22 protein-coding genes are annotated in these 24795 nt (G+C 72.4%); 12 read left to right on the top strand and 10 right to left on the bottom strand.

Annotated features, from left to right (window positions below; all coding sequences use genetic code 11):
- Position 1: 1 nt before the first annotated feature.
- Both RM704_RS18475 and RM704_RS18480 read left to right on the top strand, forming a co-directional pair.
- Positions 2 to 484 (top strand): Dps family protein, encoded by a 483-nt coding sequence (locus tag RM704_RS18475; protein ID WP_033529527.1) that lies wholly within the window; start codon positions 2 to 4, stop codon positions 482 to 484.
- A 612-nt stretch (positions 485 to 1096) separates the two neighbouring features.
- On the top strand, positions 1097 to 1816 hold the full coding sequence (locus RM704_RS18480) for a GNAT family N-acetyltransferase (RefSeq protein ID WP_311590851.1): 720 nt from the start codon (positions 1097 to 1099) through the stop codon (positions 1814 to 1816).
- A gap of 134 nt (positions 1817 to 1950) precedes the next feature.
- Here the strand turns inward: RM704_RS18480 and RM704_RS18485 are convergent, their stop codons facing one another.
- From RM704_RS18485 to RM704_RS18520, 8 genes are all read right to left on the bottom strand, one after another.
- Complete coding sequence (locus RM704_RS18485; RefSeq protein WP_033529528.1) at positions 1951 to 3312, bottom strand: amidohydrolase family protein; 1362 nt, start codon at positions 3310 to 3312, stop codon at positions 1951 to 1953.
- 163 nt (positions 3313 to 3475) lie between these two features.
- Complete coding sequence (locus tag RM704_RS18490; RefSeq protein WP_033529529.1) at positions 3476 to 4834, bottom strand: NtaA/DmoA family FMN-dependent monooxygenase; 1359 nt, start codon at positions 4832 to 4834, stop codon at positions 3476 to 3478.
- Positions 4835 to 4854: 20 nt separating this feature from the next.
- Positions 4855 to 6054 carry an LLM class flavin-dependent oxidoreductase gene (locus tag RM704_RS18495; protein WP_311590852.1) on the bottom strand — a complete coding sequence of 400 codons (1200 nt, stop codon included), beginning with the start codon at positions 6052 to 6054 and terminating at the stop codon, positions 4855 to 4857.
- Between the two features lie 105 nt (positions 6055 to 6159).
- Positions 6160 to 7188, bottom strand: a complete 1029-nt coding sequence (locus RM704_RS18500; RefSeq protein ID WP_033529531.1) for an ABC transporter substrate-binding protein — start codon at positions 7186 to 7188, stop codon at positions 6160 to 6162.
- A 73-nt stretch (positions 7189 to 7261) separates the two neighbouring features.
- Complete coding sequence (locus RM704_RS18505; protein ID WP_033529532.1) at positions 7262 to 8047, bottom strand: amino acid ABC transporter ATP-binding protein; 786 nt, start codon at positions 8045 to 8047, stop codon at positions 7262 to 7264.
- Entirely contained in the window at positions 8044 to 9030 is a 987-nt protein-coding gene (locus tag RM704_RS18510; RefSeq protein WP_033529533.1) for an amino acid ABC transporter permease, read from the bottom strand. Before RM704_RS18510 ends, RM704_RS18505 begins: the two co-directional genes overlap by 4 nt.
- 419 nt (positions 9031 to 9449) lie before the next feature.
- Positions 9450 to 10364, bottom strand: a complete 915-nt coding sequence (locus RM704_RS18515) for a glutathione S-transferase C-terminal domain-containing protein (protein ID WP_033529534.1) — start codon at positions 10362 to 10364, stop codon at positions 9450 to 9452.
- A gap of 324 nt (positions 10365 to 10688) precedes the next feature.
- Positions 10689 to 12554, bottom strand: a complete 1866-nt coding sequence (locus tag RM704_RS18520; protein WP_052146240.1) for a glycoside hydrolase family 15 protein — start codon at positions 12552 to 12554, stop codon at positions 10689 to 10691.
- A gap of 344 nt (positions 12555 to 12898) precedes the next feature.
- On the opposite strand from RM704_RS18520, the gene RM704_RS18525 reads away from it, so the two are divergent.
- A complete protein-coding gene (locus RM704_RS18525; RefSeq protein WP_033529971.1) occupies positions 12899 to 13288 on the top strand; it encodes a hypothetical protein in 390 nt (129 codons plus the stop codon).
- Between the two features lie 33 nt (positions 13289 to 13321).
- Positions 13322 to 14188, top strand: coding sequence for an SDR family oxidoreductase (locus RM704_RS18530; RefSeq protein WP_052146241.1), 867 nt, complete (start codon positions 13322 to 13324; stop codon positions 14186 to 14188).
- 73 nt (positions 14189 to 14261) lie between these two features.
- Here RM704_RS18530 and RM704_RS18535 read toward each other — a convergent pair whose 3' ends face one another.
- Positions 14262 to 15212, bottom strand: coding sequence for a formylglycine-generating enzyme family protein (locus RM704_RS18535; protein WP_052146242.1), 951 nt, complete (start codon positions 15210 to 15212; stop codon positions 14262 to 14264).
- 200 nt (positions 15213 to 15412) lie between these two features.
- Between RM704_RS18535 and RM704_RS18540 the strand changes: the two genes are divergently transcribed.
- The 7 genes from RM704_RS18540 (at position 15413) to RM704_RS18570 (ending at position 21744) form a co-directional block, all read left to right on the top strand.
- Entirely contained in the window at positions 15413 to 16579 is a 1167-nt protein-coding gene (locus RM704_RS18540) for an NAD(P)/FAD-dependent oxidoreductase (RefSeq protein ID WP_033529535.1), read from the top strand.
- Entirely contained in the window at positions 16576 to 16875 is a 300-nt protein-coding gene (locus RM704_RS18545) for a (2Fe-2S)-binding protein (RefSeq protein ID WP_033529536.1), read from the top strand. Before RM704_RS18540 ends, RM704_RS18545 begins: the two co-directional genes overlap by 4 nt.
- The gene (locus RM704_RS18550) at positions 16865 to 18307 is read left to right on the top strand and encodes an FAD/NAD(P)-dependent oxidoreductase (RefSeq protein ID WP_033529537.1); all 1443 of its coding nucleotides are present in this window, start codon (positions 16865 to 16867) and stop codon (positions 18305 to 18307) included. Before RM704_RS18545 ends, RM704_RS18550 begins: the two co-directional genes overlap by 11 nt.
- Before the next feature lie 63 nt (positions 18308 to 18370).
- Positions 18371 to 19300 (top strand): dihydrodipicolinate synthase family protein, encoded by a 930-nt coding sequence (locus RM704_RS18555; protein WP_033529538.1) that lies wholly within the window; start codon positions 18371 to 18373, stop codon positions 19298 to 19300.
- A gap of 44 nt (positions 19301 to 19344) precedes the next feature.
- Positions 19345 to 20346: a proline racemase family protein gene (locus tag RM704_RS18560; protein WP_033529539.1), complete on the top strand. Its 1002-nt coding sequence runs from the start codon at positions 19345 to 19347 to the stop codon at positions 20344 to 20346.
- Positions 20347 to 20379: 33 nt separating this feature from the next.
- Positions 20380 to 21108: a GntR family transcriptional regulator gene (locus RM704_RS18565; protein WP_033529540.1), complete on the top strand. Its 729-nt coding sequence runs from the start codon at positions 20380 to 20382 to the stop codon at positions 21106 to 21108.
- A gap of 108 nt (positions 21109 to 21216) precedes the next feature.
- On the top strand, positions 21217 to 21744 hold the full coding sequence (locus RM704_RS18570) for an NUDIX hydrolase family protein (protein WP_033529541.1): 528 nt from the start codon (positions 21217 to 21219) through the stop codon (positions 21742 to 21744).
- Positions 21745 to 21891: 147 nt separating this feature from the next.
- Here RM704_RS18570 and RM704_RS18575 read toward each other — a convergent pair whose 3' ends face one another.
- Positions 21892 to 23352: a tetratricopeptide repeat protein gene (locus RM704_RS18575; protein ID WP_033529542.1), complete on the bottom strand. Its 1461-nt coding sequence runs from the start codon at positions 23350 to 23352 to the stop codon at positions 21892 to 21894.
- Positions 23353 to 23818: 466 nt separating this feature from the next.
- On the opposite strand from RM704_RS18575, the gene RM704_RS18580 reads away from it, so the two are divergent.
- On the top strand, positions 23819 to 24607 hold the full coding sequence (locus RM704_RS18580; RefSeq protein ID WP_033529543.1) for a peptidoglycan recognition protein family protein: 789 nt from the start codon (positions 23819 to 23821) through the stop codon (positions 24605 to 24607).
- Positions 24608 to 24795: the final 188 nt, after the last annotated feature.

The following is a 24795-nucleotide window of genomic DNA, read 5'->3' on the forward strand; positions in this document are numbered from 1 at the left end:
GATGACAATGGTGAGGAGCACGCTTCCCGAGCCCGCCCGCGGGATCGCGGGCGATGCGCTGCAGGAGAGCCTGGTGGATCTGCTGGGGCTGTCGCTGATAGGGAAGCAGGCCCACTGGAACATCGTGGGGCCGAGGTTCCGCTCGATCCACCTCCAGCTCGACGAGGTGGTGTCCACGGCACGGTCCTACGCCGACCAGGTCGCCGAACGGGCGGCCGCGCTCGGGGTCTCCCCGGACGGCCGGCCGGAGACGGTGGCGGCACGCTTCGATCTGCAGGGGCCGAAGGAGGGCTGGCTCCGGGACACCGAGGTCGTACGACTGCTGGTGGAGGCGCTGGAGACGGCGATCGGACGGCTGCGGAAGCGGATCGACGCGACCGAGGAGGCCGACAAGGTCACCCAGGACCTGCTGATCTCGCTGACCTACGAGTTGGAGAAGCAGCGCTGGATGTTCGAGGCCGAGAACTGGCCGCGCGAGGACTGACGGCGGCCCGGCCACGTCCCCGCCACCCCAGGGGACACTGTCGGCGCATCCTTGAGCTGAACGCGACGTCGGTCCTCATGCCCCGTTGTGGTCGTGAGGACCGGCGTTGTGTTGCGCCGAGGGCGAGCTTTCCGCTGCGGGCAGCTCAACGGGCTGGCGGGGGTCCACGCTGCGACCTGCGGCCGCCATTCCGCTTCGAGGATGCTGAACATCTCGGAGTCCCGCCAGCCGTCCCGGATCGACGCGGTGTGGCGATGCCTCCCCTCGTACGTCGTGCCGAGCTTGCCTGGCAACCGAGCCGACGCGAGATTGCGACGGCTACGAATGTGCAGCTCACCCATGCCGACGAGTTCGCTCTCGAAGCGAGCGACGTAGGCGAATCTCTGCTGATGGTCGTGTGACCAGGCTTCGACGGCGGTTCGCACGAACGTGCGTGTCTGGTCCTCGTGTTCGGACCCCACGGCTGGTAGCGACAAGCCTCCTCAAGGCCGGCCCAGGAGTGCACTGCTTGCCAGTCGTCGAGCGCGAGCTTGCGCAACGTCACCATGGATGGGCTCACAAGCGGATCTTGCCGGATTCACCACAGTACGGCCGGTCTGGTAGGCACGGGGCGTGGAGGAACTCGAACGACTCAGCGACGTCGAGCGGACCGCGGCCGGCGACGGGCAGCCGATCTGGGCCGCTCAGGGACAAGGCGGCGACAGCCTGGGCCCGGGGGTGCGAGCCTGGCGCCATGGCGCGGCGCTGGCGGTGGCGAGCCCGAGCCCGCAACAGGACCGGCTCGCGGTCCGGGGGGACAGTGCCGACGCGGCCGTGCTGGTGCGACGGGTCCTGGACGAAGTCGGGCCGTCCTACCGGCTCCTGGGGGAGGCGCCTCTGATCGAGGCGCTGGTGCGACAGCTGCCCGGACTGCTGCCGGTTCACACCTTCTTCTGGATGGAGACCACCTCCCCCTCTGGTGCTGCTGCCGCGGGCGTGCGGTGGCTTGACGCCAGGCAGGAGAAAGAGGCGACGTCGCTGTTCGACCGTTTCTTCCCCGACTCCTACGCCCAGCCGGGACGCGCCGGCGTACGCCGCTGGGCGGGGGTCTCCGGCGAGGTGCACGGCGGCGCCGGGGCGGAACCGCTGGCGGTGGCGGCGGACGCGTGGTCCGCCGCCGGGTGCGGATTCATGGCAGGGGTGATCACCCATCCCGCCGCCCGGGGCGCGGTCTGGCGCGAGCCGTGTGCGGCTTCGTCCTGGATGCCCTCGTCCGCCGCCACGGCCGGGCCGCGCTCATGGTGCTCACCGGCAACGCGCCGGCCATCGCGACGTATGAACACCTCGGCATGACCAAGCGCCTGTTCGAGGCAGCGCACATACCGGGCCGGTGAAACCGGAACTCCACCGGCGCAGACCGCCTTGCCCGGCCAGTACCCCCACCCCGGCGGCGGGTGCCCCAGCGGTCCGGCGTATCGCACGGTCCGTCAGGTGTCGCGCCTTTCCGCCGCCACGGCCGCGAGCAGCCGGTCGCGTGACTCCTCGACCAGGCGGCGGGCCCGGTCGACGTCGGCGAGCAGCCTGCCGTCGCGCTTGTGGATCACGCCGTCGACGATGACCGTGTCGACGTTGGAGACGTCCGCGCTGAGCGTCACGGCGGCGGTCGCGTCGTGCACGGGCGCCATGTTGAGGGCGGTGGCGTCGAGGGCGACGACATCGGCGCGCTTGCCGGGGGTGAGGGAGCCGGTGCGGTCCTCCAGGCCGGCCACGTGTGCGCCGTTCAGCGTGGCGATCTCCAACATCTGACGTGCCGTCAACATGGTGGAGGGGACGGGCAGGTTGGCCTGCCAGCAGTCGGCGTTGACCCGGGCGCGTTCGGCACCGAAGGCGGCGCGGATCTGCGTGAACATGTCCCCGGGCACGGTGGTGACGACGTCGATGCTCAGGGACGGCCTCAGTCCGTGTTCGATCGCTTGCATCACCGGCGGCCAGCCGTGCCCCATCTGCGTCTCCACCTGGGCGGCGATGGAGACCGTTCCACCGCTGTCGGCCACCATCCGCCACTCGTCCTCACCGAGGTAACAGCAGTGGACGTAGGTCGTGTCGGGGCCGAGCAGGCCCAGCCGGCCCAGTTGCCTGACCATGCCGAACCGTCCGGCCAGACGGCCCATGGCGACGTGCACGGTGATCGGGATGCCCAGTTCGCGGGCGAGTCCCCACTCCCGTGTGACGACGTCGTCGGTGCAGAAGCCGGGGCCCCGGGTGGCCAGGGCCATGGTGAGGAGGCCGCCGTCGGAGGCGAAGTGCTCGGCGCGGATCCGGCGGACGTCGTCGCCGGGTACCGCGATCTTGCTGTCGAACCAGTAGTCGGCGAGGGAGGTGTTGGCGCTCCCGTACGCGTACTGGGCCCGGATGCCGGTCTCCGTCAGCGCCTGGATCGCGGCGTCCGGGTGCTCGGGCGTGTTGTTGATGTGGGACCAGTCGACGAGGGTGGTGATGCCCGCGTTGAGGCACTCCAGGGTGCCGGCCAGGTTGCCCGCGTACACGTCCTCGGGGGTGTAGACGGGCGCGAAGGTGTCGAGGACGTCGACGAAGTAGTCGTCGAGGGTGGCGTCGGGGGCGCAGCCCCGGATCGGCGCCTCCCAGGTGTGGCGGTGGGTGTCGACGAAACCCGGGATGACGATGCGGCCGGTCATGTCGAGCACCTCGGCGTCCACGTCCGCGTCGATCCGTGGCTCGACCGCCGTGATCGTGCCGTCCTCGATGAGGATGTCGCCCCGGGGCAGGTCACCGATGGCCGGATCCATGGTGACGACATAGCCCGAGCGCAGGAGCATCCGTGTGGTCATCGCCGTTCCTCCCGGAGGTGGGTGCGAAGAGAGCTGACTGACAGTCAGTATGCGCGATGTGGCGGACTGTGCTCATGACCCGGCCGACGGCACTCCCCCGGCCCGTGCCGACGGTCAGCGGGCGGCGCCGGTCAGCGGGCGCCGCCCGGCGCCACGGCCCCGGCTAGGACAGCGGCGGCGGCAGCGGGTCCAGGCCCAGGTGGTCGCGGAGGGTCGTGCCCTCGTAGTCCGTGCGGAAGACGCCCTGTTCCTGGAGGAGGGGGACGACCCGGTCGGCGAAGGGGTCCAGGCCGGTGGGAGTGAGGTGGGGGACGAGGATGAAGCCGTCGGCGGCGTCGGACTGGACGTAGTGGTTGATGCTCCGTGCGACGGTCTCCGGTGAGCCGACGAAGCTCTGGCGGTTGCCGGTCTCGATGACGAGGTCGCGGATGGACCAGCCGTTGGCCGCGGCGAGCTCCCGCCATTCCCGGGCGGTGGCCAACGGGTCGCGGTACATGCGCACTTGGGCGCGGCCCTGGGAGATGTGCGTGTCGCCGGTGTCCGGTTCGATGTCGGGGAGGGGGCCGTCGGGGTCGTAGGACGACAGGTCCCGGTTCCAGACGAACTCCAGGTGCTTGATGGCCGTGGCGCCACTGACCTGGAGACGGCGTACCTCCCTGGCGAGTTCCGCGGCCTCGGCGTCGGAGTCGCCCAGGACGAAGGTGGCCGCGGGCAGGATCAGCAACTGGTCGTGGCGGCGGCCGTGGCGGGCGAGGCGGTTCTTGACGTCGGTGTAGAAGGCCTGCCCCGCCTCCAGGCTCGCGTACCGGCTGAAGACGGCGTCCGCGCTCGACGCGGCGAACTCGCGGCCCTCCTCCGAGTCGCCCGCCTGGAAGATCACGGGCCGACCCTGCGGTGAGCGCGGGACGTTGAACCGGCCCTCGATGTCGAAGTGCCGGCCGCTGTGGACGAAGGCTCCGGCCTTGGCGTCCCGCAGGAAGACGCCCGCCTGCTGGTCGGCGACGATCTCGTGCCCGTCCCAGGAGTCGAAGAGTTCTGTCGCGGTGGCCAGGAACTCCTTGGCCCGCGAGTAACGCTTCTCCTGTGGCAGGAAACCGCCCCGGCGGAAGTTCTCACCGGTGAAGGCGTCCCAGGAGGTGACCACGTTCCAGGCGGCGCGTCCGTCGGTGAGGTGGTCGAGGCTCGCGAACTGGCGGGCCACCTCGTACGGCTCGTTGAAGGTGGAGTTGATGGTGCCGGTCAGTCCGAGGCGCTCGGTGACGGCGGCGAGCGCGGCGAGGACGGTGAAGGTGTCGGGGCGGCCGACGACATCCAAGTCGTAGATCTGCCCGGCCTGTTCACGCAGCCGCAGGCCCTCCGCGAGGAACAGGAAGTCGAACTTGGCGCGTTCGGCGGTGCGCGCGAAGTGCGCGAAGGAGCTGAACTCGATGTGGCTGCCGGCCTCGGGATCGCTCCACACGGTGGTGTTGTTGACGCCGGGGAAGTGGGCGGCCAGGTGGATCTGCTTCAGGGGCTTGCTCATGGGGTGGGACTCCGTCCGGCTCAGGCCGTCGCGGCGGCGTAGCGGTTGGCGGGGCGGGCCAGGCCCAGCAGGCCCCGCAGGGTGTCGGCCTCGTAGGCGTGGCGGAAGGCGGCTCGGCGCTGGAGTTCGGGAACCAGCCCTCGGGTGATCGCCGGGAGGTCGTGCCCGAGCACGGCGGGACGCAGCCGGAAGCCGGAGAGGCCGGCGCCCGCCAACTCCTGCAACAGGTCGGCCAGTTCGGCCGGGGTGCCGGTGAAGACACGGGCGTCGCCGCGGTACGGCTCACCCGCGAGTGTGTCGAGGCGTTCCCGGCGGGCCGCCGCCTCGGCCGGGTCGTCGTCGAGGAAGACCACCAGGTCGCCGAAGATGTGCAGCGGCTCGTCGGCGCGTCCGGCGGACCGCTGCTCCGCCCGGATCTCGGCGACGATCGCGCGCGCCTCGCCGGCGGCGTGCGGCGTGACATAGCCGACGTCGGCCTGGCGGCCCACCAGCCGGTAAGGGACGGTGCCGTGGGCGAGCGCGCTCACGACGGGCTGGCCCTGCGGCGGGCGGGGGGTGATGGAGGGCCCCTTGACGCTGAAGTGGCGGCCCTCGAAGTCGATGTGGTGCAGCTTGTCGCGGTCGACGAACCGGCCGGTGGCCACGTCCCGGATCTCCGCGTCGTCCTCCCAGCTGTCCCAGAGGCGACGCACGGCCTCGACGTGGTCGGCGGCCTCGTCGAACAGCTCGGTCACCGCTTCCTGGGCGTCCGGGCTGTCGTATGCCTCGATCCTCGGAATCGTGCGGCGGCCGAAGTGGGCAGCCTCGTTCGGCCGGGCGGAGATCCGCACCCGCAGGCCGGCGCGGCCGGAGCTGACGTAGTCGAGGGTGGCGATCGCCTTGGAGATGTGGAAGGGCTCGGTGTGGGTGGCCACGACGGTCGGCACGAGGCCTATGTGCCGGGTCAGAGGGGCGATCCGGGCCGCGATCAGGACGGCGTCCAGTCGGCCGCGGACCTGGTCGGTGCGCTCGTCGGGGTCCGGGAAGCGCGAGGACTGCGGGCCGAGACCGTCCTCCACGGTCACGAAGTCGAGCAGTCCGCGCTCGGCCTCGGCGACGAGGTCGGCCCAGTAACCGGCGGTGAACACCTCCCGGGGGCGGGCCGTCGGCTCGCGCCAGGAGGCGGGGTGCCATCCGGTGCCGTCCAGGGCGACCGCGAGGTGCAGGGTGGAAGAGGACACGGTCGGGGAGAGGGACGGGGAGGCGGGGGAAGAGTCTGCTGGGGACACGTTGTATGCCAATCCTTGCCGAGACGGGTGCCGTGGCGCGCTGGGAGTGACGTGGCGTCAGGAGTCGGTGAGGGGCAGACCCGGCGGGTTGACCTCGGACTTCCGCACCGCTTCGTCGGAGAGGTTCCAGGACTTCAGCCACTCGGCGTACTGACCGTTCTCGATCAGGTGGTTGATGGCCTCGGCCAGCGGCTCGGCGAGGCCGCTGCCCTTCTTCGCGGTCGCGGCGATCAGGCCCTGGAGGGTCGCACCGGCGCCGGAGAACTGGCCCGCGATGCGGGTCGCCTGGGGCGTGCCGGCGGTCTTGGCCGCGTGGTAGGCCAGGTTGGGGCTGGGGCCGAAGTAGGCGTCGATCTTGCCGCTGTCGAGGGCCAGGTAGATGCTGTTGCTCTCCTGGAAGTACTTGACGGTGAGGGGCTTCTCGCCCTTCTCGGCCAGCTTCGCCTTCCACTCCAGCAGGATCTTCTCCTGGTTGGTGCCGTTGCCGACGGTGACCGTCTTCCCGGCGAGGTTCTCGTAATTGCCGTCGAAGTCCCAGTCGCTGTCCTTCCTGGTCTCGAAGGCCAGGTCGTCCCTGCGGTAGGAGGCGAACTCGTACTTCTGCTTGCGCTCCTCGGTGTCGGTGATGTTGGAGAACCCGACGTCGACCTTGCCGCTGTCGATCCCGATGAAGAGGTTCTCCCAGGTCGACTGGCGTATCTCGGGTTCGAGACCGAGCACGGCCGCCACGAGTCTGGCGAGGTCGGGCTCGGAGCCCGTGACGGTCTTCTGGTCGCTGCCGATGAAGCCGAGCGGCGGACTGCCGGACGGCAGTGTGCCCGAACCGATCACCAGCTTGCCTCTCTTCCTGATCGCGGCGGGCAGCTTGGCGCTGATGGACTTCACCTCGGAGACCTTGATCTCGGTCTCCTCGGCGGCACCGTTGGCCAGCCGTCCCACGGTGACCGTGCCGGCGGCGTCGGTCCGGGTGGCGGCCTCGGTGTCGCCCCCGCAAGCGGCGAGGCCGGTGGTGAGGGTGGCGGCGACGGTCGCCGCGGTGATACCGCGCAGCAGGCTGCGCCGGGAGAACCGGGTGTGCTCGGGCATGGCTGTCCTTGTCGTTCGAGGGGATGGTGCGGGCGGTGTGTGGGGGAGGGAGTGCCGAGGGGGTGCTCGGGGATCAGAGGACCCTGCTGAGGAAGTCCTTGGTCCGTTCGTGCCGCGGCCTGTCCAGCAGCTCCGCGGGCGGCCCTTGTTCGACGATCCGGCCGTCGTCGATGAAGACGACCCGGTCGGCGATCTCCCGGGCGAAGCCGATCTCGTGGGTGACGATCACCAGCGTGGTGCCGCTCCTCGCCAGGTCCCTGACGACTTCCAGGACCTCTCCGACGAGTTCCGGGTCGAGCGCGGAGGTCGGCTCGTCGAAGAGGATGAGGCCGGGTCGCAGGGCCAGGGCGCGGGCGATGGCCACGCGCTGCTGCTGTCCGCCCGACAACTGCCGTGGACGGGCGCCCGCCTTGTCGGCCAGGCCGACCCGGTCCAGGAGTTCGCGGGCGAAGACGTCGGCCTCTCTGCTGGCGAGCTTCCCGGTGGCCACCGGCGCCGCCGCCACGTTCTCCAGCACGGTCAGGTGCGGGAAGAGGTTGAAGTTCTGGAAGACGAAGCCGATCCGGGAGCGCTGGGCCAGGATCGCCCGCTCGCTCAGTTCCTTCAGCCGGTCGCCGTGTCTGCGTACGCCGATCAGTTCGCCGTTGACGCTGACATGGCCGATCTCGGGTTTCTCGAGGTGGTTGATGACCCGGAGCAGCGTGGACTTGCCGGAGCCGGACGGGCCGAGGATCACGGTGACCTCGCCGGGCCGTACGGTCAGGTCGACGCCGTTGAGCACGCGGTGGGTGCCGTACCACTTGTGCACGCCGTGCACCTCGACGGTGGCGGCCTCGTGGGCGCGGGTCCCGGTGGTCATACGGCGGCCTCCTTGCGGATGCGGGCCCGGAGGCCACTGGTCCCGGCCCGCAGTCTCTGTAGCGGCGTCGGCGGCAGGGTGCGGGTGGCGCCCCGGGCGTAGTACCGCTCGACGTAGAACTGGACGACGGAGACGACGCTGGTGAGGATCAGGTACCAGACGGTGGAGACCAGCAGCAGCGGCACGATGTCGCCGGGATAGGTCGAGCCCATGGCCTGGGCGGTGCCGAAGAGGTCGAGCAGGGAGACGTAGAAGACCAGCGAGGTGCTCTTGATCAGGCCGATCAGCTGGTTGACGTAGTTCGGCGTGATCGAGCGCAGCGCCTGCGGGAGGACGATCCTGCGGAACCGGTAGCCCTTCGGCAGCCCGAGCGCGGAGGCCGCCTCGTGCTGGCCCTGGTCGACGGAGAGGATGCCGCCGCGGACGACCTCGGCGGCGTAGGCGGCCTCGTTGAGGCTGAGGCCGATCACGGCGACGGCCATGTCGGTGGCGAGGCGCGACTCGTCGAAGGTGAAGAACGCCGGACCGAAGGGGACGCCCAGGCTGAGCGTCCGGTAGAGGGCGCTGAAGTTGTACAGGAACAACAGGACCACGATCAGGGGGATCGAGCGGAGGGCCCAGATGTAGACCCAGCTCACCGAGCGCAGGACCGGGCTGTCGGAGAGCCGGGCCAGGGCGAGGAGGATGCCGCCGAGGAGGCCCAGCACCGCGCTGTAGGCGGTGACTTCGAGGGTGATGAGCAGTCCGTCGAGGATGGCCGGCCGCAGGAACCAGTAGGCGAAGCGGTCCCACTGGTAGAAGGGGTTGGAGATCAGTCCGTGGACGAACTGGGCCGCGAGGACCAGCACGATCGCGGTGGCGATCCAGCGGCCGGGGCGACGCGGCGGCAGCACCCGCTGGGCGGCGAGCCGCTTCGACGGGACGTCGTCGGCGGGCGGCGGCGCCTCGGTCAAGGACACGGCGGCGCCTGGGAGTTCACTCATCAAGGGCTCCGGAGGAGTGTCGAGAACCCCGGGCGACGCAGGCGGCTTCGGCCGTACGGCGAGCGGACGACGCTCGCCGTGCAGAGGCACGTGAGACACACGGATGCGCACGGCACCGGGGCTGGCGGAGAGGGCGGACCGCTGGTGCGGTGCCTCAGGGGTTCGGGGAACCGTCAGCCTCGACGGGAGCGCGGCGCCGGGCGGGGCCCGGCCGCGCGCTAACGTGCGCTACACAGTGCGCTGTTGACCCGGAGCAGATCGACGGCGCGGTCGGCGCAGAGCGGCACGCGACCGTGGCGGCGCCATGCGGCGGGCCTCTGGGTCGCGTCCATGTCCGTCACCATCGTCTTCCGGCCCTGCGGGCCTCGTGCTCATCGGGTGGCCGTAAGTAACTCAGGCCCGGCGGGCGGCTGTCAACGTCAGTCCAGCACATGGGACACCTGTCCGCCTGTCGATACACCCTGGTCCGGGACGTGGGAGGCCCAGTCCAGGATCTGTACGGCCGCGCCGGCCGCCTCCAGGCCCCGACAGTCCGCGTGGTGACGGCGGGCGATGCCGTCGAGGTCGAGATGCGGGCCGAAGGCGGGATGGGCGGCCAGGCGGCGCGCGTACGCCCACAGGTGCGGATGGTCGGCGACGCGGTGCACGGCGGAGGCGTCCAGGTGCCAGCGGTGCACGGTGTCGAGCCGGACCAGCGACACCCACAACTCCACGTCCGCGACGGTGAGTTGCTCGCCGAGGATGTACTCCTGCCCGGCGAGCCGGGCGTCCAGGGAGCGCAGGGTACGCAGCAGGGAGCCGAGTGCGTCGCCGCGTTCCAGGTCGTCGGCGTCGGCGCGTCCGGCGCGCTGTGCCGCACCGTCCATGCCCTGCTCGCAGAGGCGCGCGACCCCCTCGATCTCGACCTCCGCGCCCTGCGGGTACAACTCGGGCCGGGCGGCGCCGAAGCGACGGGCGAGGTCGCGCGTGATGTCGGGGGCGTGGGTGCTGACGATGCGTCCGGACCAGTCGTCGCTGAGCACCGGCGCCACGGCCGCTCCGGGGTAGCGGTGGGCGCTCGCCTCGTACAGCGGGCGCAGCGCGGAGTGCTCGCCGTCGGGGCCGTCGGGCACGGCGGGCAGCAGGGTCACGGGACAGACGTCCGCCAGCCCGAGGAGGCTGTGGACGACGGCGATGCGCAGGGCGCCCGGACAGGAGAGCGACAGATGCAGCCGGTAGCGGCCGGGGACGGCGTAGTGGCCGCTGCGCGCGTCGCAGCCGATCCTGCCGCGGAAGGAGGGCAGGGGGCGCGACGACGGGACGGCGTTCAGGGCATGGACGGGCATGGCGGACATCAGTCTCCCCGGAGGCTCTGGTACGTGGTGGCGCGGCAGCGCGGTGGCGCGACGACGAGAGGGAACGGTCGCGAGGCGAGCACGCGGACGCGTGGGCGCCGCGGCGTGCCATGCCGGCGGCTCGGTCGGCTCGGCGCGGTCAGCGCGGGGGGCTTCCGGCGCTGCAGACGCGCAGCAGATCGATGTGCAGGCGGGAGGTCAGCAGAAGGCACTGCCGGCGCGTGCGCGGCACACGAGTGACCACCGGCTCCAGGCGCCCCATCATTCCCTACCCGTTCACTAGGAAATACCCCACCTGGAGTGTCGAGCCGCCCACGCCTCGCGTCAAGGGGGTGTCCGAGGATCGGTCACGTCGTCCGAGGGGTGGACATCCGGTGCCTTCCTCGGGTTCTCCCGGCGGGCGTGCGGGGCGTGCAGGTCGAGTTCGTAGGCGACCCGGATCAGCGGGACGTGGGTGAACGCCTGCGGGAAGTTGCCCAGTTGGCGGCGGGCGCGGGGGTCGTACTCCTCGGCGAGCAGTCCGACGTCGTTGCGCAGTTCCAGCAGCCGTTCGTACAGGGCGCGGGCCTCGTCCTCCCGGCCGATCATCCGCAGGGCGTCCGCGAGCCAGAAGGAGCAGGCGAGGAAGGCCCCTTCACCGCCCGTGAGGCCGTCCGGGGAGTCGGCGGTGCCCGCCGAGTAGCGGGCCACCAGCCCGTCGGCGAGGAGTTCGCGCTGCACGGCCTCGACGGTGCCGATCACCCGCGGGTCGTCCGGCGGCAGGAACCCGGTCTGCGGGATCTGCAGCAGCGCGGCGTCGAGCTCCCGGGAGCCGTACGACTGGGTGAAGGTGTTGCGTTCCGGGTCGTAGGCCCGCTCGCAGACCTCGCGGTGGATACGGTCACGGACGGCGCGCCATCTGTCGACGGGGCCCGGACGGGCGTGCGCCTCCGCCAGCCGGACCGCCCGGTCGAAGGCGACCCAGCACATCACCTTGGAGTGCGTGTAGTGGCGGGGGGCGCCGCGCATCTCCCACAGCCCCTGGTCGGGCTCGGACCAGACCCGCTCCAGGTGGTCCAGGAACACCGCCTGGAGCGCGACCAGATGCTTGCGGGGGCGCAGTCCGCAGCCGATCGCCAGATGGATGGCGTCCATCACCTCACCGGGGACGTCGAGCTGACGTTGACCGGCGGCGGCGTTCCCGATCCGCACCGGGCGCGACCCCTCGTAGCCCGGCAGCCAGTCGGCCTCCCACTCGGTGAGTCGCCGCTCCCCCGCGATGCCGTACATGATCTGCACATCCTCGGGCCGCCCCGCCACGGCCCGCTCCAGCCAGGCACGCCAGGCGTCCGCCTCCGCCTTGAAGCCGCTGCGCAGCAGGGCCTCCAGCGTCATGCCCGCGTCCCGCAGCCAGCAGAACCGGTAGTCCCAGTTCCGGACGCCGCCGATCTCCTCCGGCAGGGAGGTGGTCGGGGCGGCGACGATGCCGCCGGTCGGCTGGTACGTCAGGGCCTTGAGGGTGATCAGGGAGCGGGCGACGGCGTCACGGTAGGGCCCGTCGTAGGTGAGTCTGCGCAGCCAGCGGCGCCAGTACGACTCGGTGCTGCGCAGTGCCTCGAAGGCGTCCACCTGGTGCGGTGCGGACAGGTGGGAGGGGTGCCAGGTCAGCACGAAGGGGATCCGTTCGCCCGCCGTGACCGGGAAGACGGCGGTGTGGGCCGTGCCGTGGGCGACCGGCCGCACGGGCGTGCGCAGCCACACCGACTCGGGTCCGGCGGTGCCCGTCAGCGCGCCGCCGCGGCGGCGCATCCAGGGCAGGACACGCCCGTAGTCGAAGCGGAGCCGCAGGTCCATACGCATGTCGACGGTGCCGGAGAGACCTTCGACGATGCGGACGACGCTGGGGGCGCCGGTCTTGCGGCACGGCATGAAGTCGGTGACCAGGACCTGGCCGGTCGTCGTCTCCCACTCCGTCTCCAGGATCGCCGTGTCGTCGCGGTAGCGGCGGCGGGCGTACGGGCCGTCCTCGTCGGCGGGGGCGATGCGCCAGCGGCCGTTGTCCTCGTCGCCGAGCAGGGCGGCGAAACAGGCGGGCGAGTCGAAGCGGGGGAGGCAGAGCCAGTCGATGCTGCCGTCCTTGCCCACGAGGGCGGCGGTGAGGAGGTCGCCGATGAGAGCGTAGTCCTCGATGCGGCTGGGCTGTCCTGGCATGGGGTCAGTTTCGGGGGACCGGGGGTGCGCGGCATGCGGGGTGGAGCGTTCGAGTTCCGCCGTGACCGACCCGTGCGCGGGAGGACTGACGAGGGGTCGGCCCGGTACTCGGCCGAGAAGGTGAGGGCGGGCAGGGGGTGGGCGGCGAGGGCGCGACCGAGGTTCTTCACCTTCCGGACGGTCGCGGGCAACGCCACCGCAAGGACCACTCCCCCGCACGGACCGAAGCTGCTCACGACCCTGTTCAGCTGCTCACGACCCTGTTCCGAGTACCGCGCCACCCCGTACCGAGTCCCGACGGCTCGACCGCGACACCGGTGAACGCCCACGGAAAGGACCAGCTCTTGACCGCCTCCACGAAGACCCCGGAGATCTCCCCGACCGAGCGGATCCGTACCCTCGCGCACATCCTCTCCGGCAGGATCACGCCGAGGGAGGCCGCCCGCCGCCACGACCTCCCGGTGCGGGTCGTCCGGCAGTGGCTGCGAGAGATCCCGGTGGCCGCGCCGACGGACGCGGCGGACCGAAGCGACCGGCCGGCCCGAGCGCACCCGACGGGGCCGGCCGGCCGAACCGACCTACCGGACCCTGCGGACCGACCCGACCTACCGGCCCCTGCGAACCGAGCCGACAGAGGCTCCGTCGAGGACACGGCGCCGGCGCGAACGGACCGGCGCCCGTTGCCCCGCTGTCGGGTGGTCGTCGACCAGATGGTGCAGGGGCTCGGGCTCTGACCGACCGCCTCCTCAGCCGCTACGCTCCCCACCATGAGACTGCGGAACACCCGCCCCCTGGACATCAGTTCGGCTCATGTCATCGTCACCGGCGGGTCGAGCGGCATCGGTCTGGCCACGGCCCGGCTGCTGGCGGCGCGCGGCGCGAAGGTCTCGCTCGTCGCGCGGGGCGCCGAGCGCCTGGAGGCGGCGGCGAAGAAGATCTCGGCCGCCGGCGCCCCGGTCCCTGACCACACCCGGGCCCCGGTCGCCGCGCGGGCCGCCGACGTCGCCGACCGGACGGCCCTCACCCGTGCCATCGCCGAGCTGGAGGCCGAACAGGCGCAGCCCTGCGACATCCTGATCACCTCGGCCGGGCTCGCCCGCCCGGGCCACTTCCTCGAACTGTCCGACGAGGTCTTCCGGCAGATGATCGAGGTCGACTACTTCGGCACGCTCCATGCCGTGCGCACCGTCGCCCCCGGCATGGTGGAGCGCGGACACGGCAGCGTGGTCGCCGTGTCGTCCGCCGCCGGGCTGCTCGGCATCTTCGGCTACAGCGCCTACGGGCCGGCCAAGTTCGCCGTACGCGGCCTGATGGAGTCGGTACGGGCCGAGCTGACCCCGCGCGGGGTGCATGTCGGCGTCGTGTTCCCGCCGGACGTGGACACTCCCCAGCTCGCCGAGGAGAACCGATGGAAGCCGGAGGAGACCCGTGTCGTCGGCGGCACGATCAGACCGCTCACGGCGGAGAAGGTCGCGGCCGCGATCGTGAAGGGCATCGACCGGCGGCGTTTCACCATCTGCCCGGACACGGGCACCCGCGCTCTGGCCCGCTTCGGCAGTGTGCTCACCCCGCTGCTGAACCGGGAGTTCGACCGGCGGGTGCGGGCGGTCCAGCGGTCGACGCCGAGCACGTGACGTGACCGCGACGGCCCTCACCGACACGCTCCCCCTTCGACGGGGCGCCCCGGTGTGGTGGTCCTCCGTCGACTCAGACCGCCGCCGCGACCCGAAAACCTATGTTCCCCGCAGCGCTGTCGGGGGTGTTGGAGGAGCGGGCGGCCACCCGGTAGCGGTTGCAGTAGGAGGCGTGGCACATGTGGGAGCCTCCGCGCATCACCCGGGCCGGGCCGTCGGGCGGCCCCGTCGGGTCCGTGCGCGGGCCGGTGCGATGGAAGTCCGGGCTGAACCGGTCGGCACACCACTCCCACACATTGCCGACGGTGTTGTACAGGCCGTAGCCGTTGGGTGCGAAGGCGTCCACGGGGGCTGTCGAACCGTGGCCGTCGGCCGCGGTGTTGTCGGTCGGGAAGGTACCGCGCCAGATGTTGCAGGTGTGCCGGCCGTCGGGGGCCAGGTCGTCGCCCCACGGATAGCGCCGCTGCTCCAGGCCACCGCGGGCCGCGTACTCCCACTCGGCCTCGGTGGGCAGACGGGTGCCCGACCAGGCGCAGTAGGCCTGCGCGTCGTTCCAGGACACGTGGACCACCGGGTGGTCCGGGATCGCCTCGGCCGAGGAGCCGGGTCCCGTCGGCCGTCGCCAGTCGGCACCCCGGACGCCGCGCCACCAGGGGGTGCCGGGGACGCGCGGTGAGACGGCGCGCAGTTCGTCGGGGAGGAAGCCCTCGAAGACGAAGGAGAAGTCGAAGCGCTCGGACTCGGTCACATGTCCGGTCGCGTCCACGAACTCGGCGAACCGCTCGTTGGTGACGGTCGTGGCGGCGATACGGAACGGGCTCAGCACGACCGCACGCACCGGGCCCTCGCCGTCCGCCGGGTAACCGACCTCGTCCTCGGACCCCATCAGGAAGGACCCGCCGGGCAGCGCCAGCAACCGTTCGTGGTTCGGCTCAGCCGAACCCCGAACTCCGGCCGACGGCAGGGCGAGCGGACCGCCCGACGGCTCTCGGCCGGGGGCGCAGCAGGGCTTGTCGTCGGACATCGCGCTGTCCTCGGGAACGTAGGGCGGTGTGTGCGGCGTGGTGCGGTGCGGCGTGGTGCGGTGCGGTGCGGCGTGAGGACGTGGCCCCACCCCGTGCCGTGCCGTACCTGAAGAGTAGCCCGCGCCCCATGCCGCCCCGCCCGGCCGGGACGCGCTGTCGGGGTATTCCACGGCACAGCGCCATGTGACATAGTACTGGCGTGACCGAGCGACTGACCTGCGACGTCGTGGTTGTCGGAGCGGGAATGGTGGGTGCGGCCTGCGCCCTGTACGCGGCCCGGGCGGGTCTGAGCGTCGCCGTGGTGGACCGCGGCCCGGTGGCCGGCGGCACGACCGGCGCCGGTGAGGGCAATGTCCTGGTCTCCGACAAGGAGCCCGGTCCCGAACTCGAACTCGCCCTGCTGTCCACCCGCTTGTGGGCGGAGCTGGCCGCCGAGCCGGGCCTGGGTACGGCGTTCGAGTACGAGCCCAAGGGTGGGGTCGTCGTGGCGTCCGCGCCGGAGGGTCTCGCCGCGTTGGAGCTGTTCGCTGCCGGGCAACGGGCAGCCGGTGTCGAGGCGTTCACCGTAGCCGCCGATCAACTCGCCGACCTGGAACCACACTTGGCACCCGGCCTCGCGGGCGGCATCCACTATCCCCAGGACGCCCAGGTCATGCCGACCCTGGCCGCCGCCCGTCTCGTACGGGCCTCCGGGTGCCGACTGTTCACCGGCCGGACCGTGACCGAGGTGCTGCGCACGCGGGCCGGTGCCGTGCGCGGCGTACGGACCGACCGGGGCGACGTCCACGCCACGGCGGTGGTCAACGCCGCCGGGACCTGGGGCGGTCGACTGGCCGCGCTCGCCGGGGTCGGCCTCCCGGTCCTCCCCCGGCGCGGCTTCGTACTCGTCACGGAACCGCTGCCGCCGATGGTGCGGCACAAGGTGTACGCCGCCGACTACGTGGCCGACGTGGCCAGCGACTCGGCGGCGCTGCAGACCTCCCCGGTGGTCGAGGGCACGGCCGCCGGACCCGTGCTGATCGGCGCGAGCCGCGAACGGGTGGGCTTCGACCGGTCGTTCTCGCTCCCCGTCGTGCGGGCGCTGGCGGCGGGCGCGACCGGGCTGTTCCCGTTCCTTCAGGAGGTGCGCGCGATGCGGACGTACGTCGGCTTCCGGCCGTACATGCCGGACCATCTGCCCGCGATCGGGCCGGATCCCAGGGTGCCGGGCCTGTTCCACGCCTGCGGGCACGAGGGCGCCGGGATCGGGCTCGCCACCGGTACCGGCCATCTGATCGCCCAGTTGCTCTCGGGCGGGACGCCCGAGCTGGATCTCGCGCCGTTCCGCCCGGACCGGTTCGCGGAGCACGAGGGGGACGCGGCATGAACCCGCTGGAACTGGCGCGGGCGGTGCCGGGGCCCGCCTTCACCGTCACCCTCGACGGGCGGGAGCTGGAGGCGCTGCCGGGCCAGACGGTCGCGGCCACGCTCTGGGCCGCCGGCGTGACGTCCTGGCGCACCACCCGGGGCGCGGGGCGGCCACGCGGGATCTTCTGCGGCATCGGTGTCTGCCACGACTGCCTGGTCACCGTCAACGAACGGCCCAATCAACGGGCTTGTCTGGTTCCGGTACGACCGGGCGACGCGATCCGCACGCAGGAGGGCACGGGCCATGAGCACTGAACCCGGGCCGCCCCGTCTGACGATCGTCGGCGCGGGTCCCGCGGGTCTCGCCGCGGCCCTGGCGGCAGCCGGACGAGGCGTACGGGTCACCGTGGTCGATGCCGCCCGGGCGGCCGGTGGCCAGTTCTACCGGCAGCCCTCGGCCGGGCTCGGCGCGCGGCGGCCGCAGGCCCTGCACCATCAGTGGCGCACCTGGCAACGGCTGCGCGACGGCCTCGCACGCGAGGTCGCCGCCGGACGCGTCACCCATCTGACGGACCACCATGTGTGGTGCGTGGAGCGGCACTCGGACGGCTCCGGGCGCTTCACCGTGCACGCGCTGGTCGGGCCCGAGCAGGAGAAGCCCGTCGAGGTGCGCGCGGACGCCGTCCTGCTCGCGACCGGCGGCTACGAGAAGGTGCTGCCCTTCCCCGGCTGGACCCTGCCGGGCGTGGTCACCGCCGGCGGTGCGCAGGCCATGCTGAAGGGCACGCTCGCGGTGTCGGGCCGTACGGCCGTCGTCGCCGGGACGGGCCCGCTGCTGCTGCCGGTGGCGACCGGGCTCGCGGCGGCTGGAGTCACGGTCGCCGCGCTGGTGGAGTCCGCGAACCCGGCGGCCCTGGTGCGGCGGACCGGGGCATTGACGCGCAGGGCGGACAAGCTCGCCGAAGGGGCCTGGTACGCGGCGGAGTTGCTGCGCCACCGGGTACGGACCCTCGTACGCCACACCGTCGTCGAGGCGCACGGCGACGACCGGTTGGAGGCCGTGACCGTCGCCGCGCTCGACGCCGAGGGCCGGGTCCGGCGCGGTACCGGGCGGCGCATCCCCTGCGACACGCTCGCCGTCGGACACGGCTTGCTGCCGCACACCGATCTCGCCGAGGCGCTCGGCTGCCGGATCGAGTCCACGGGTCCGCGCGTCCGGGTCGACGAGGAGCAGCGCACCGATGTGCCGGGCGTCTGGGCGGCGGGCGAGACCACCGGGATCGGCGGCGCGGCCCTCTCCCTCGCCGAGGGCCACATCGCCGGCCGGTCGGCCGCCGCCCGCCTGGGGGGCCGGGTGCCGGACCCGGGCGAGTGGGCGGGGGCCGCCAAGGCCCGTGAGGAACTGCGGGAGTTCTTCGGTGCCGTCGACGCCGTGTACGTCCCACCGGCGCACTGGACCGAGCAGGTCACGGACGACACGGTGGTCTGCCGGTGCGAGGAGGTCACCGCCGGAGCCGTCCGCGAGGCCGTCGGGGAGCTGGGCGCGGCGGACGTCCGGACCGTGAAGCTCCTCACCCGTGCCGGGATGGGCTGGTGCCAGGGCCGGATCTGCGAACCGGGGGTCGCGGGCATCGCCGGATGCGGGCAGGCCGTGGCCCGGCGACCGTTCGCCCTACCGGTGCCCCTCGGCGTGTTGGCGCGGGCGGGCGAGAGCGGGGAGGACGACGGGGACGGCGGCCCGCCGTGAGCCCAGACCCTGATCACCACACCATCAGTGACATGTCACACCTCATGGAGAGGGGCACCACACATGGCGACCGAGAGCACCGAGAGCACCGAGAGCACCGAGAGCACCGAGAACCGTCCCTGGCGCGGCGTCCTCGTCGCCACCGCGCTCCCCCTGCGTGACGACCTCTCCGTCGATCACGACGCGTACGCCGAGCACTGCGCCTGGCTCGTCGAGAACGGCTGTGACGGCGTCGTACCGAACGGCTCGCTCGGCGAGTACCAGGTGCTGACGCCCGAGGAGCGCGCCGCGGTGGTGGAGACCGCCGTCGCCGCGATCGGGGGCGCGCGGGTGATGCCGGGCGTCGCCGCGTACGGGTCCGCCGAGTCCCGGCGCTGGGCCGAGCAGGCGAGGGACGCGGGCTGCGCGGCGGTGATGCTGCTGCCGCCGAACGCGTACCGTGCCGACGAACGGTCCGTGCTCGCGCACTACGCCGAGGTCGCGAAGGCGGGCGTCCCGGTCGTGGCGTACAACAACCCGATCGACACCAAGGTCGACCTCGTCCCCGACCTGCTCGCCAAGCTGTACGGCGAGGGGTGCATCCGGGCGGTGAAGGAGTTCTCCGGCGATGTGCGCCGGGCCTACCAGCTTGCCGAACTCGTCCCGGAACTGGACCTGTTGATCGGCGCGGACGACGTACTGCTGGAGCTGGCGCTGGCCGGCGCCAAGGGCTGGGTGGCCGGATACCCGAACGCGCTGCCCGCCTCGACGGTGGAGCTGTACCACGCGGCCGTGGACGGCGACCTCGCCACGGCGAAGAGGCTCTACGAGCAGTTGCACCCGCTGCTGCGCTGGGACTCCAAGGTCGAGTTCGTGCAGGCCATCAAGTTGTCGATGGACATCGTGGGCCGGCCCGGGGGACGCTGCCGGCCGCCTCGGGTGGAACTGCTGCCGGAGCAGGAGGCCGTGATCCGGGCGGCCACGGAGAAGGCCGTCGCCGCGGGCCTCGCGTAACCCGCGCGGGACGCGGCGAGAACGAGCGAGAAGGAGACCGGAGCATGCGCAGCACACTCGTCCTGCACGCCGTCGACTCGCACACCGAGGGCATGCCCACCCGGGTGATCACCGGCGGGATCGGCACGATCCCCGGCGCGACCATGAACGAACGCCGACTGTGGTTCCGTGAACACCGCGACGACATCAAGCAGTTGCTGATGAACGAGCCGCGCGGGCACGCGGCGATGAGCGGCGCGATCCTCCAGCCACCGACCCGCCCCGACTGCGACTACGGCGTGGTCTACATCGAGGTCTCCGGCTATCTGCCCATGTGCGGCCACGGCACGATCGGCGTGGCGACCGTGCTCGTGGAGACCGGCATGGTCGAGGTGGTCGAGCCGGTCACCACCATCCGCCTCGACACCCCGGCGGGCCTCGTCGTGGCCGAGGTGGCGGTGGAGGACGGCGCGGCCAAGGCGGTCACCCTGCGGAACGTGCCGTCGTTCTCCGTCGGCCTCGACCGCGAGGCCACGCTCGCCGACGGCCGGACCGTGACCTACGACCTCGCCTACGGCGGCAACTTCTACGCGATCCTGCCGCTGGAGCAGTTCGGACTGCCCTTCGACCGTGGCCGCAAGGACGACATCCTGCGGGCGGGCCTCGACCTGATGGAGGCCATCAACGCCGAGGGGGGACCCGTGCATCCGGAGGACCCGTCGATCCACGGCGTCCACCACGTCCACCTCTACGCCCCCGGCGCCACCGCCCGCCACTCTCGGCACGCGATGGCCATCCACCCCGGCTGGTTCGACCGCTCCCCCTGCGGCACGGGCACCAGCGCGCGCATGGCCCAGCTCCACGCGCGCGGCGAACTCCCGCTGCACACCGAGTTCGTGAACGAGTCCTTCATCGGCACCCACTTCACCGGCAGGCTGCTCGGCGAGACCGAGGTCGCCGGGCTCCCGGCCGTCCTGCCGAGTTTCACCGGCCGCGCCTGGGTCACCGGCACCGCCCAGTACCTGCTCGACCCGTCCGACCCCTTCCCGTCCGGGTTCGTCCTCTAGGATTCCGGGACTTCGAACTTCAGGAGAGACCGCATGCCCCCCACGGAGTCGCGGCGCGGCGGCGTACCGTCCGTCTCCACCGCTGCCGCCGCCGCTCCCCCGGCCCCCGCCCTGCCGGTGCTCGGCGGCAAGAAGAGCAGCTACCGCGAGCGGGTCGCCGACGCGTTGCGGGCCGCGCTGATCGCCGGTGAGCTGCGGCCGGGCGAGGTGTACTCCGCGCCGGCGCTCGCCGGCCGCTTCGGTGTCTCGGCGACGCCGGTGCGCGAGGCGATGCTGGATCTGGCCAAGGAGGGGCTGGTCGACACCGTGCCCAACAAGGGGTTCCGGGTCACCGCCGTCACCGAGCGGCAGCTCGACGAGTACACGCATGTCCGCTCGCTGATCGAGATCCCGACCACGGCCGGCCTGGCCAGGACCGCCGACCCGGTCTCCCTTGAGGCCCTGCGGCCCGCCGCCCGCGAGATCGTCGCCGCCGCGGCCGCCGGTGACCTCATCGCGTACGTCGAGGCCGACACCCGCTTCCACCTCGGTCTGCTCGCCCTCGCGGGCAACGCGCACCTCGTCGAGGTCGTCGGCGACCTGCGCAAACGCGCCCGCCTCTACGGCCTGACCGCGCTCGCCGAGTCGGGGCGGCTGCTGTCCTCGGCCCAGGAGCACCTGGAACTCCTGGACGCGCTGCTCGCCCACGACGAGGAGGCCGTACGCGGGGTGATGACCCGCCACCTCGGTCATGTGCGCGGAATGTGGGCCGCGCAGGAGTGATCGTCCACGCCGCGCATGGGGACGGAGCGACGGGGCATCTCTGACAGGTGTGATCGGAGCGACGCGCGCTCCGACTGACGTTGAAAGTATGATCAGCCAATGTCTGACATGACCGAAACCACGCCGGGCTGGCTGACGTCCGACGAGCTCGAGTCGGCGCGCGCCAGGATGCCGATCCTGTACGTCGAGGCCGTGCCCGTGCGCGTCGACGACAGCGGCGAAGTGACCAGCATCGGCCTGCTGCTGCGTATCGGCCCGGACGGAACGGTCAGCCGCACGCTGGTCTCCGGCCGCGTGATGCACCACGAGCGGGTGCGTGACGCGCTGCTGCGCCATCTGGAGAAGGACCTCGGCCCGGTGGCGCTGCCCCGCGTCCCGTCCGCCCTCCAGCCCTTCACCGTCGCCGAGTACTTCCCGACGCAGGGCATCACCCCGTTCCACGACCCGCGTCAGCACGCGGTCTCCCTCGCCTACATCGTCCCGGTGTCCGGCGACTGCCGCCCCCGGCAGGACGCGCTCGACCTGGTGTGGTTCAGCCCCCAGGAGGCGGCGTCGGCCTCCGTCCAGAGCGAGATGCCGGGCGGACAGGGAGTCCTGCTGAAGCAGGCCCTGGCACATGTGGGCTGTCTGGGCTAGCGGAGGGGGCGGGCGGGGGGCGCCCTCGCCGAGGCTCAAGGTTCCCGGCCGGGACTCGGCTCGGCCTAGGGCTTTCGGCCGGGCTCGGCCCCAGGCACTCCGGCCGGGCTCAAGCCTCCCGGCCGGCACGCGGGATTCACGCCGGGCTCAGGGTTTCCGTCCGAGGTGGGTGACGTGCCGGTTCCCGCTCAGCCTCGCCGCGGCGGGGGCCGCCAGTTCGGTCGCCGTGGCGCGGGCGACGGCGGCGCGGCCCGCTTCCCCGAGGGCGTCGGCGAGGCGGGCCCGGCCGAGCCAGTTGTAGGGGCTGTGGGGGCTCAGACCGGCACGTTCGCCGAGCAGGAGCCGGGCCAGGTCGTCCCGGCGTGCGCGGAGTGCCGCCTCCAGGAGGGTCCGCTGGACGGCGTCCCGCTGGGCGTGGCTCCCACCGAAGGTGTGCAGTCGCCGGCGAACGGGCCACAGCAGCTCCACCACGGTCGCGTAGTCCTCACGGACGAACGCCACCAGCGCCTCGCACACGGGCAGCCCGATCTCGGCCGTCATCACGCGGTTGGTGCGGGGCCGGGCGCCTTCCCGGGCCGCGCCCAGCCAGCGCCGCCGGTCGGCGACGAACTCGTCCGCCGTGTCCAGCCGCCCCGCGCCCGCGAAGGCCATGACGGCGTGCACGTCGTTGAAGGCGTAGAACGGCGGGTCCTCGCGGGCGGCCCACGCGTCGGCCAGCGCCTGCCAACGGGCTCCCTGGTCCGAACCGTCCAGGAGGAACCGCCACAACAGCGAGGCGGCGTCGAGGAGTTCCATGACGAAGCCGGACGAGTCCTCGTGGTGCAGCACGGCGTCGTAGATCCGCAGGGCCGCTGCGGTGTCGCCCGCCTCCAGCGCGTACAGGGCGTAGTGCCACCAGCTGTGCACGGTCAGCAGGCTGCCGCTCGCCCAGTCGTCGAGGCGCGCGTCGAGGAAGTCGAGCCCCTCGGCGAACCGGCCCTGCATCTCGTGCACATGGACGACCGCGTGGATGGCCCAGATGTCACGGGAGTTCCGCTCGACGGCGGCGCTGGCCACCTCCTGGGCCCGGTCATAGTGGCCCGACTCCTCCAGGCCGAACGCGTACATGCCCAGCAGTGGCCCCCGGTGCGGCTCGTCCGTGTCCCACGCCGGCAGGGCGCCGCCGATCCTGTCCCGCAGCCGCGTGGCGTCCCCGGTGAAGAAGTCGAGCTGATGGCCCACCGCGAGGGCGAGCGGATCACGGGGGCACTCGACGACCAGATCCTCCAGGATCCGGCCGGCCCGCCCCAGGTCACCGCCGAGCCAGGCCTCGGCCGCGGCCATGTGCATGCGCTCCCGCCGGGGCAGCGCCGAACGATCCAGCCCTGCGCTGAAGTCCTGGAACGTGCGGCCCGCCTGCTCGGCGTCCCGCGGCTCGGTCCCCAGCATCCCCAGATACGCCGCGAACGCCTGGGCCAGCGGCGCGCGCGGACACGCGGCCACGGCGTCCGCGACGGCGGTCGGGAACTCCGGCCGGAAGAACAACAGCCCTTCCACGGCCCGGTCCAGATGCCCCGCTCCGTCGGCGGTGCACTCGTACAGGCGGTTGCCGTACCGGTCGGTCACCATCGCAGCTCATCTCCGGCGCGCGTCGAGTGTCGTCGATCGGCCCGCGGCCCCGTCGACCGTGACACCGCGGACCAGCCCGAGTCCCCATCCAACCGACCACCCCACCGCCAAGTCCACCGAGCACCCCTGACACGCCCCCCATCACCACCGCGCGCCGCGAGACCGGGTACGCGCACCCAGCACCCAGCACCCAGCAGGAGCCGCGTTCTGCTGCTCACCCGTCTCGTGTTCGGCGTACAAGCACCCCACACCACGCTCGATCCACACCACGCTCGATCCGCCGTCGCGGAGCAGTGCGAGACAGGTGCGGACATCGGCCGGCAGCCGCGGGCCCCCGACCCCGCCGTGGCCGGGCACGACCACGCGCGGATGCCGCGCCCACAGCCTGGAAACCGTCGCGCGTCACCGGCACCATCGAACCGGCCCTGATCCGTCTCCCGGCCACCCCCGCTCCGGAAGGACAGCCATGCACGCGAAGCACACGACTTCGTCCCACCCCTCCGACTCCTCCGGCGCGTTACCCAGGCGCGCGCTGCTCGGGGCCCTCGGCGCCGTCGCCGTGACCGGTGCCGTCTCCCGTCCGGCCGCGGCCGCCGGCTCGGCCATCGCCAGTTCCCGGTCCGCCTCCGCGTCCGCCGCCTACGTCCTGCTGTCGCGGCAGGCCTGGGGCGCGGACGAGAGCCTGCGCTTCGGCCCGGACGGCAGCGAGACCTGGCCGCCCGACTACCACCCGGTGCAGACCCTGTCCGTGCACCACACCGGCAGCGCCAACGGCGAGGCCAACCCCGCGGCCCGGGTCCGCACCATCTACCGCGACCAGACGGTCGGTCAGGACTGGGGCGACATCGGCTACCACTATCTGATCGACGCGGCCGGACTGGTCTACGAGGGACGCTGGTCCGGCACCGACGGAGACCCCGCGCACAACGCGGCGGGACGGCTGGTCACCGCCGCTCACATCGCCACGTACAACTCCGGGAACGTCGGGATCGCCCTGCTCGGGACATTCACCACCAGCGCGCCCACGTCCGCCGCGCGCGGCGCACTCGTCCAACTGCTGGCGGAACTCGCCACCCGGCACTCCATCGACCCCCTCCAGCAGAAGGTGGGCTACGTCAACCCGGTCAACGGCGCCACCTGGAGCGGCCCGGCCATCTCCGGCCACCGCGACTGGGCGGCCACCGCCTGCCCCGGCGGCGTACTGCACGCCCAACTACCGGCGATCCGCGCGGACGTGGCGGCCCTGATGGGGTGACGCGACCGGCACGCCCGCACGGCCGCGTCGATACCAGCGGCGACACGACTGGCGCTTCTCGTGCAGGGCTGCCGCACCTCGTGCACGGCTGACGCACTCCGGGCGTGGCTGACGCATCCTGGGCGCCGTCGGCCATGCCCGCGCGCCGCCGACGGCACCCGTGCCGTCGGCGGTGCCCCTGGTCCGCG

Source organism: Streptomyces gottesmaniae (assembly GCF_031845845.1).
Classification (GTDB): domain Bacteria; phylum Actinomycetota; class Actinomycetes; order Streptomycetales; family Streptomycetaceae; genus Streptomyces; species Streptomyces akebiae.

Excerpts from the sequence above, each read along its gene's own strand:
- RM704_RS18475 (WP_033529527.1), top strand. The coding sequence starts at position 2 with ATGACAATGGTGAGGAGCACGCTTCCCGAGCCCGCCCGCGGGATCGCG.
- RM704_RS18485 (WP_033529528.1), bottom strand. The coding sequence starts at position 3,312 with ATGACCACACGGATGCTCCTGCGCTCGGGCTATGTCGTCACCATGGAT.
- RM704_RS18490 (WP_033529529.1), bottom strand. The coding sequence starts at position 4,834 with ATGAGCAAGCCCCTGAAGCAGATCCACCTGGCCGCCCACTTCCCCGGC.
- RM704_RS18500 (WP_033529531.1), bottom strand. The coding sequence starts at position 7,188 with ATGCCCGAGCACACCCGGTTCTCCCGGCGCAGCCTGCTGCGCGGTATC.
- RM704_RS18505 (WP_033529532.1), bottom strand. The coding sequence starts at position 8,047 with ATGACCACCGGGACCCGCGCCCACGAGGCCGCCACCGTCGAGGTGCAC.
- RM704_RS18510 (WP_033529533.1), bottom strand. The coding sequence starts at position 9,030 with ATGAGTGAACTCCCAGGCGCCGCCGTGTCCTTGACCGAGGCGCCGCCG.
- RM704_RS18515 (WP_033529534.1), bottom strand. The coding sequence starts at position 10,364 with ATGTCCGCCATGCCCGTCCATGCCCTGAACGCCGTCCCGTCGTCGCGC.
- RM704_RS18520 (WP_052146240.1), bottom strand. The coding sequence starts at position 12,554 with ATGCCAGGACAGCCCAGCCGCATCGAGGACTACGCTCTCATCGGCGAC.
- RM704_RS18530 (WP_052146241.1), top strand. The coding sequence starts at position 13,322 with ATGAGACTGCGGAACACCCGCCCCCTGGACATCAGTTCGGCTCATGTC.
- RM704_RS18535 (WP_052146242.1), bottom strand. The coding sequence starts at position 15,212 with ATGTCCGACGACAAGCCCTGCTGCGCCCCCGGCCGAGAGCCGTCGGGC.
- RM704_RS18545 (WP_033529536.1), top strand. The coding sequence starts at position 16,576 with ATGAACCCGCTGGAACTGGCGCGGGCGGTGCCGGGGCCCGCCTTCACC.
- RM704_RS18550 (WP_033529537.1), top strand. The coding sequence starts at position 16,865 with ATGAGCACTGAACCCGGGCCGCCCCGTCTGACGATCGTCGGCGCGGGT.
- RM704_RS18555 (WP_033529538.1), top strand. The coding sequence starts at position 18,371 with ATGGCGACCGAGAGCACCGAGAGCACCGAGAGCACCGAGAGCACCGAG.
- RM704_RS18560 (WP_033529539.1), top strand. The coding sequence starts at position 19,345 with ATGCGCAGCACACTCGTCCTGCACGCCGTCGACTCGCACACCGAGGGC.
- RM704_RS18565 (WP_033529540.1), top strand. The coding sequence starts at position 20,380 with ATGCCCCCCACGGAGTCGCGGCGCGGCGGCGTACCGTCCGTCTCCACC.
- RM704_RS18570 (WP_033529541.1), top strand. The coding sequence starts at position 21,217 with ATGACCGAAACCACGCCGGGCTGGCTGACGTCCGACGAGCTCGAGTCG.
- RM704_RS18575 (WP_033529542.1), bottom strand. The coding sequence starts at position 23,352 with ATGGTGACCGACCGGTACGGCAACCGCCTGTACGAGTGCACCGCCGAC.
- RM704_RS18580 (WP_033529543.1), top strand. The coding sequence starts at position 23,819 with ATGCACGCGAAGCACACGACTTCGTCCCACCCCTCCGACTCCTCCGGC.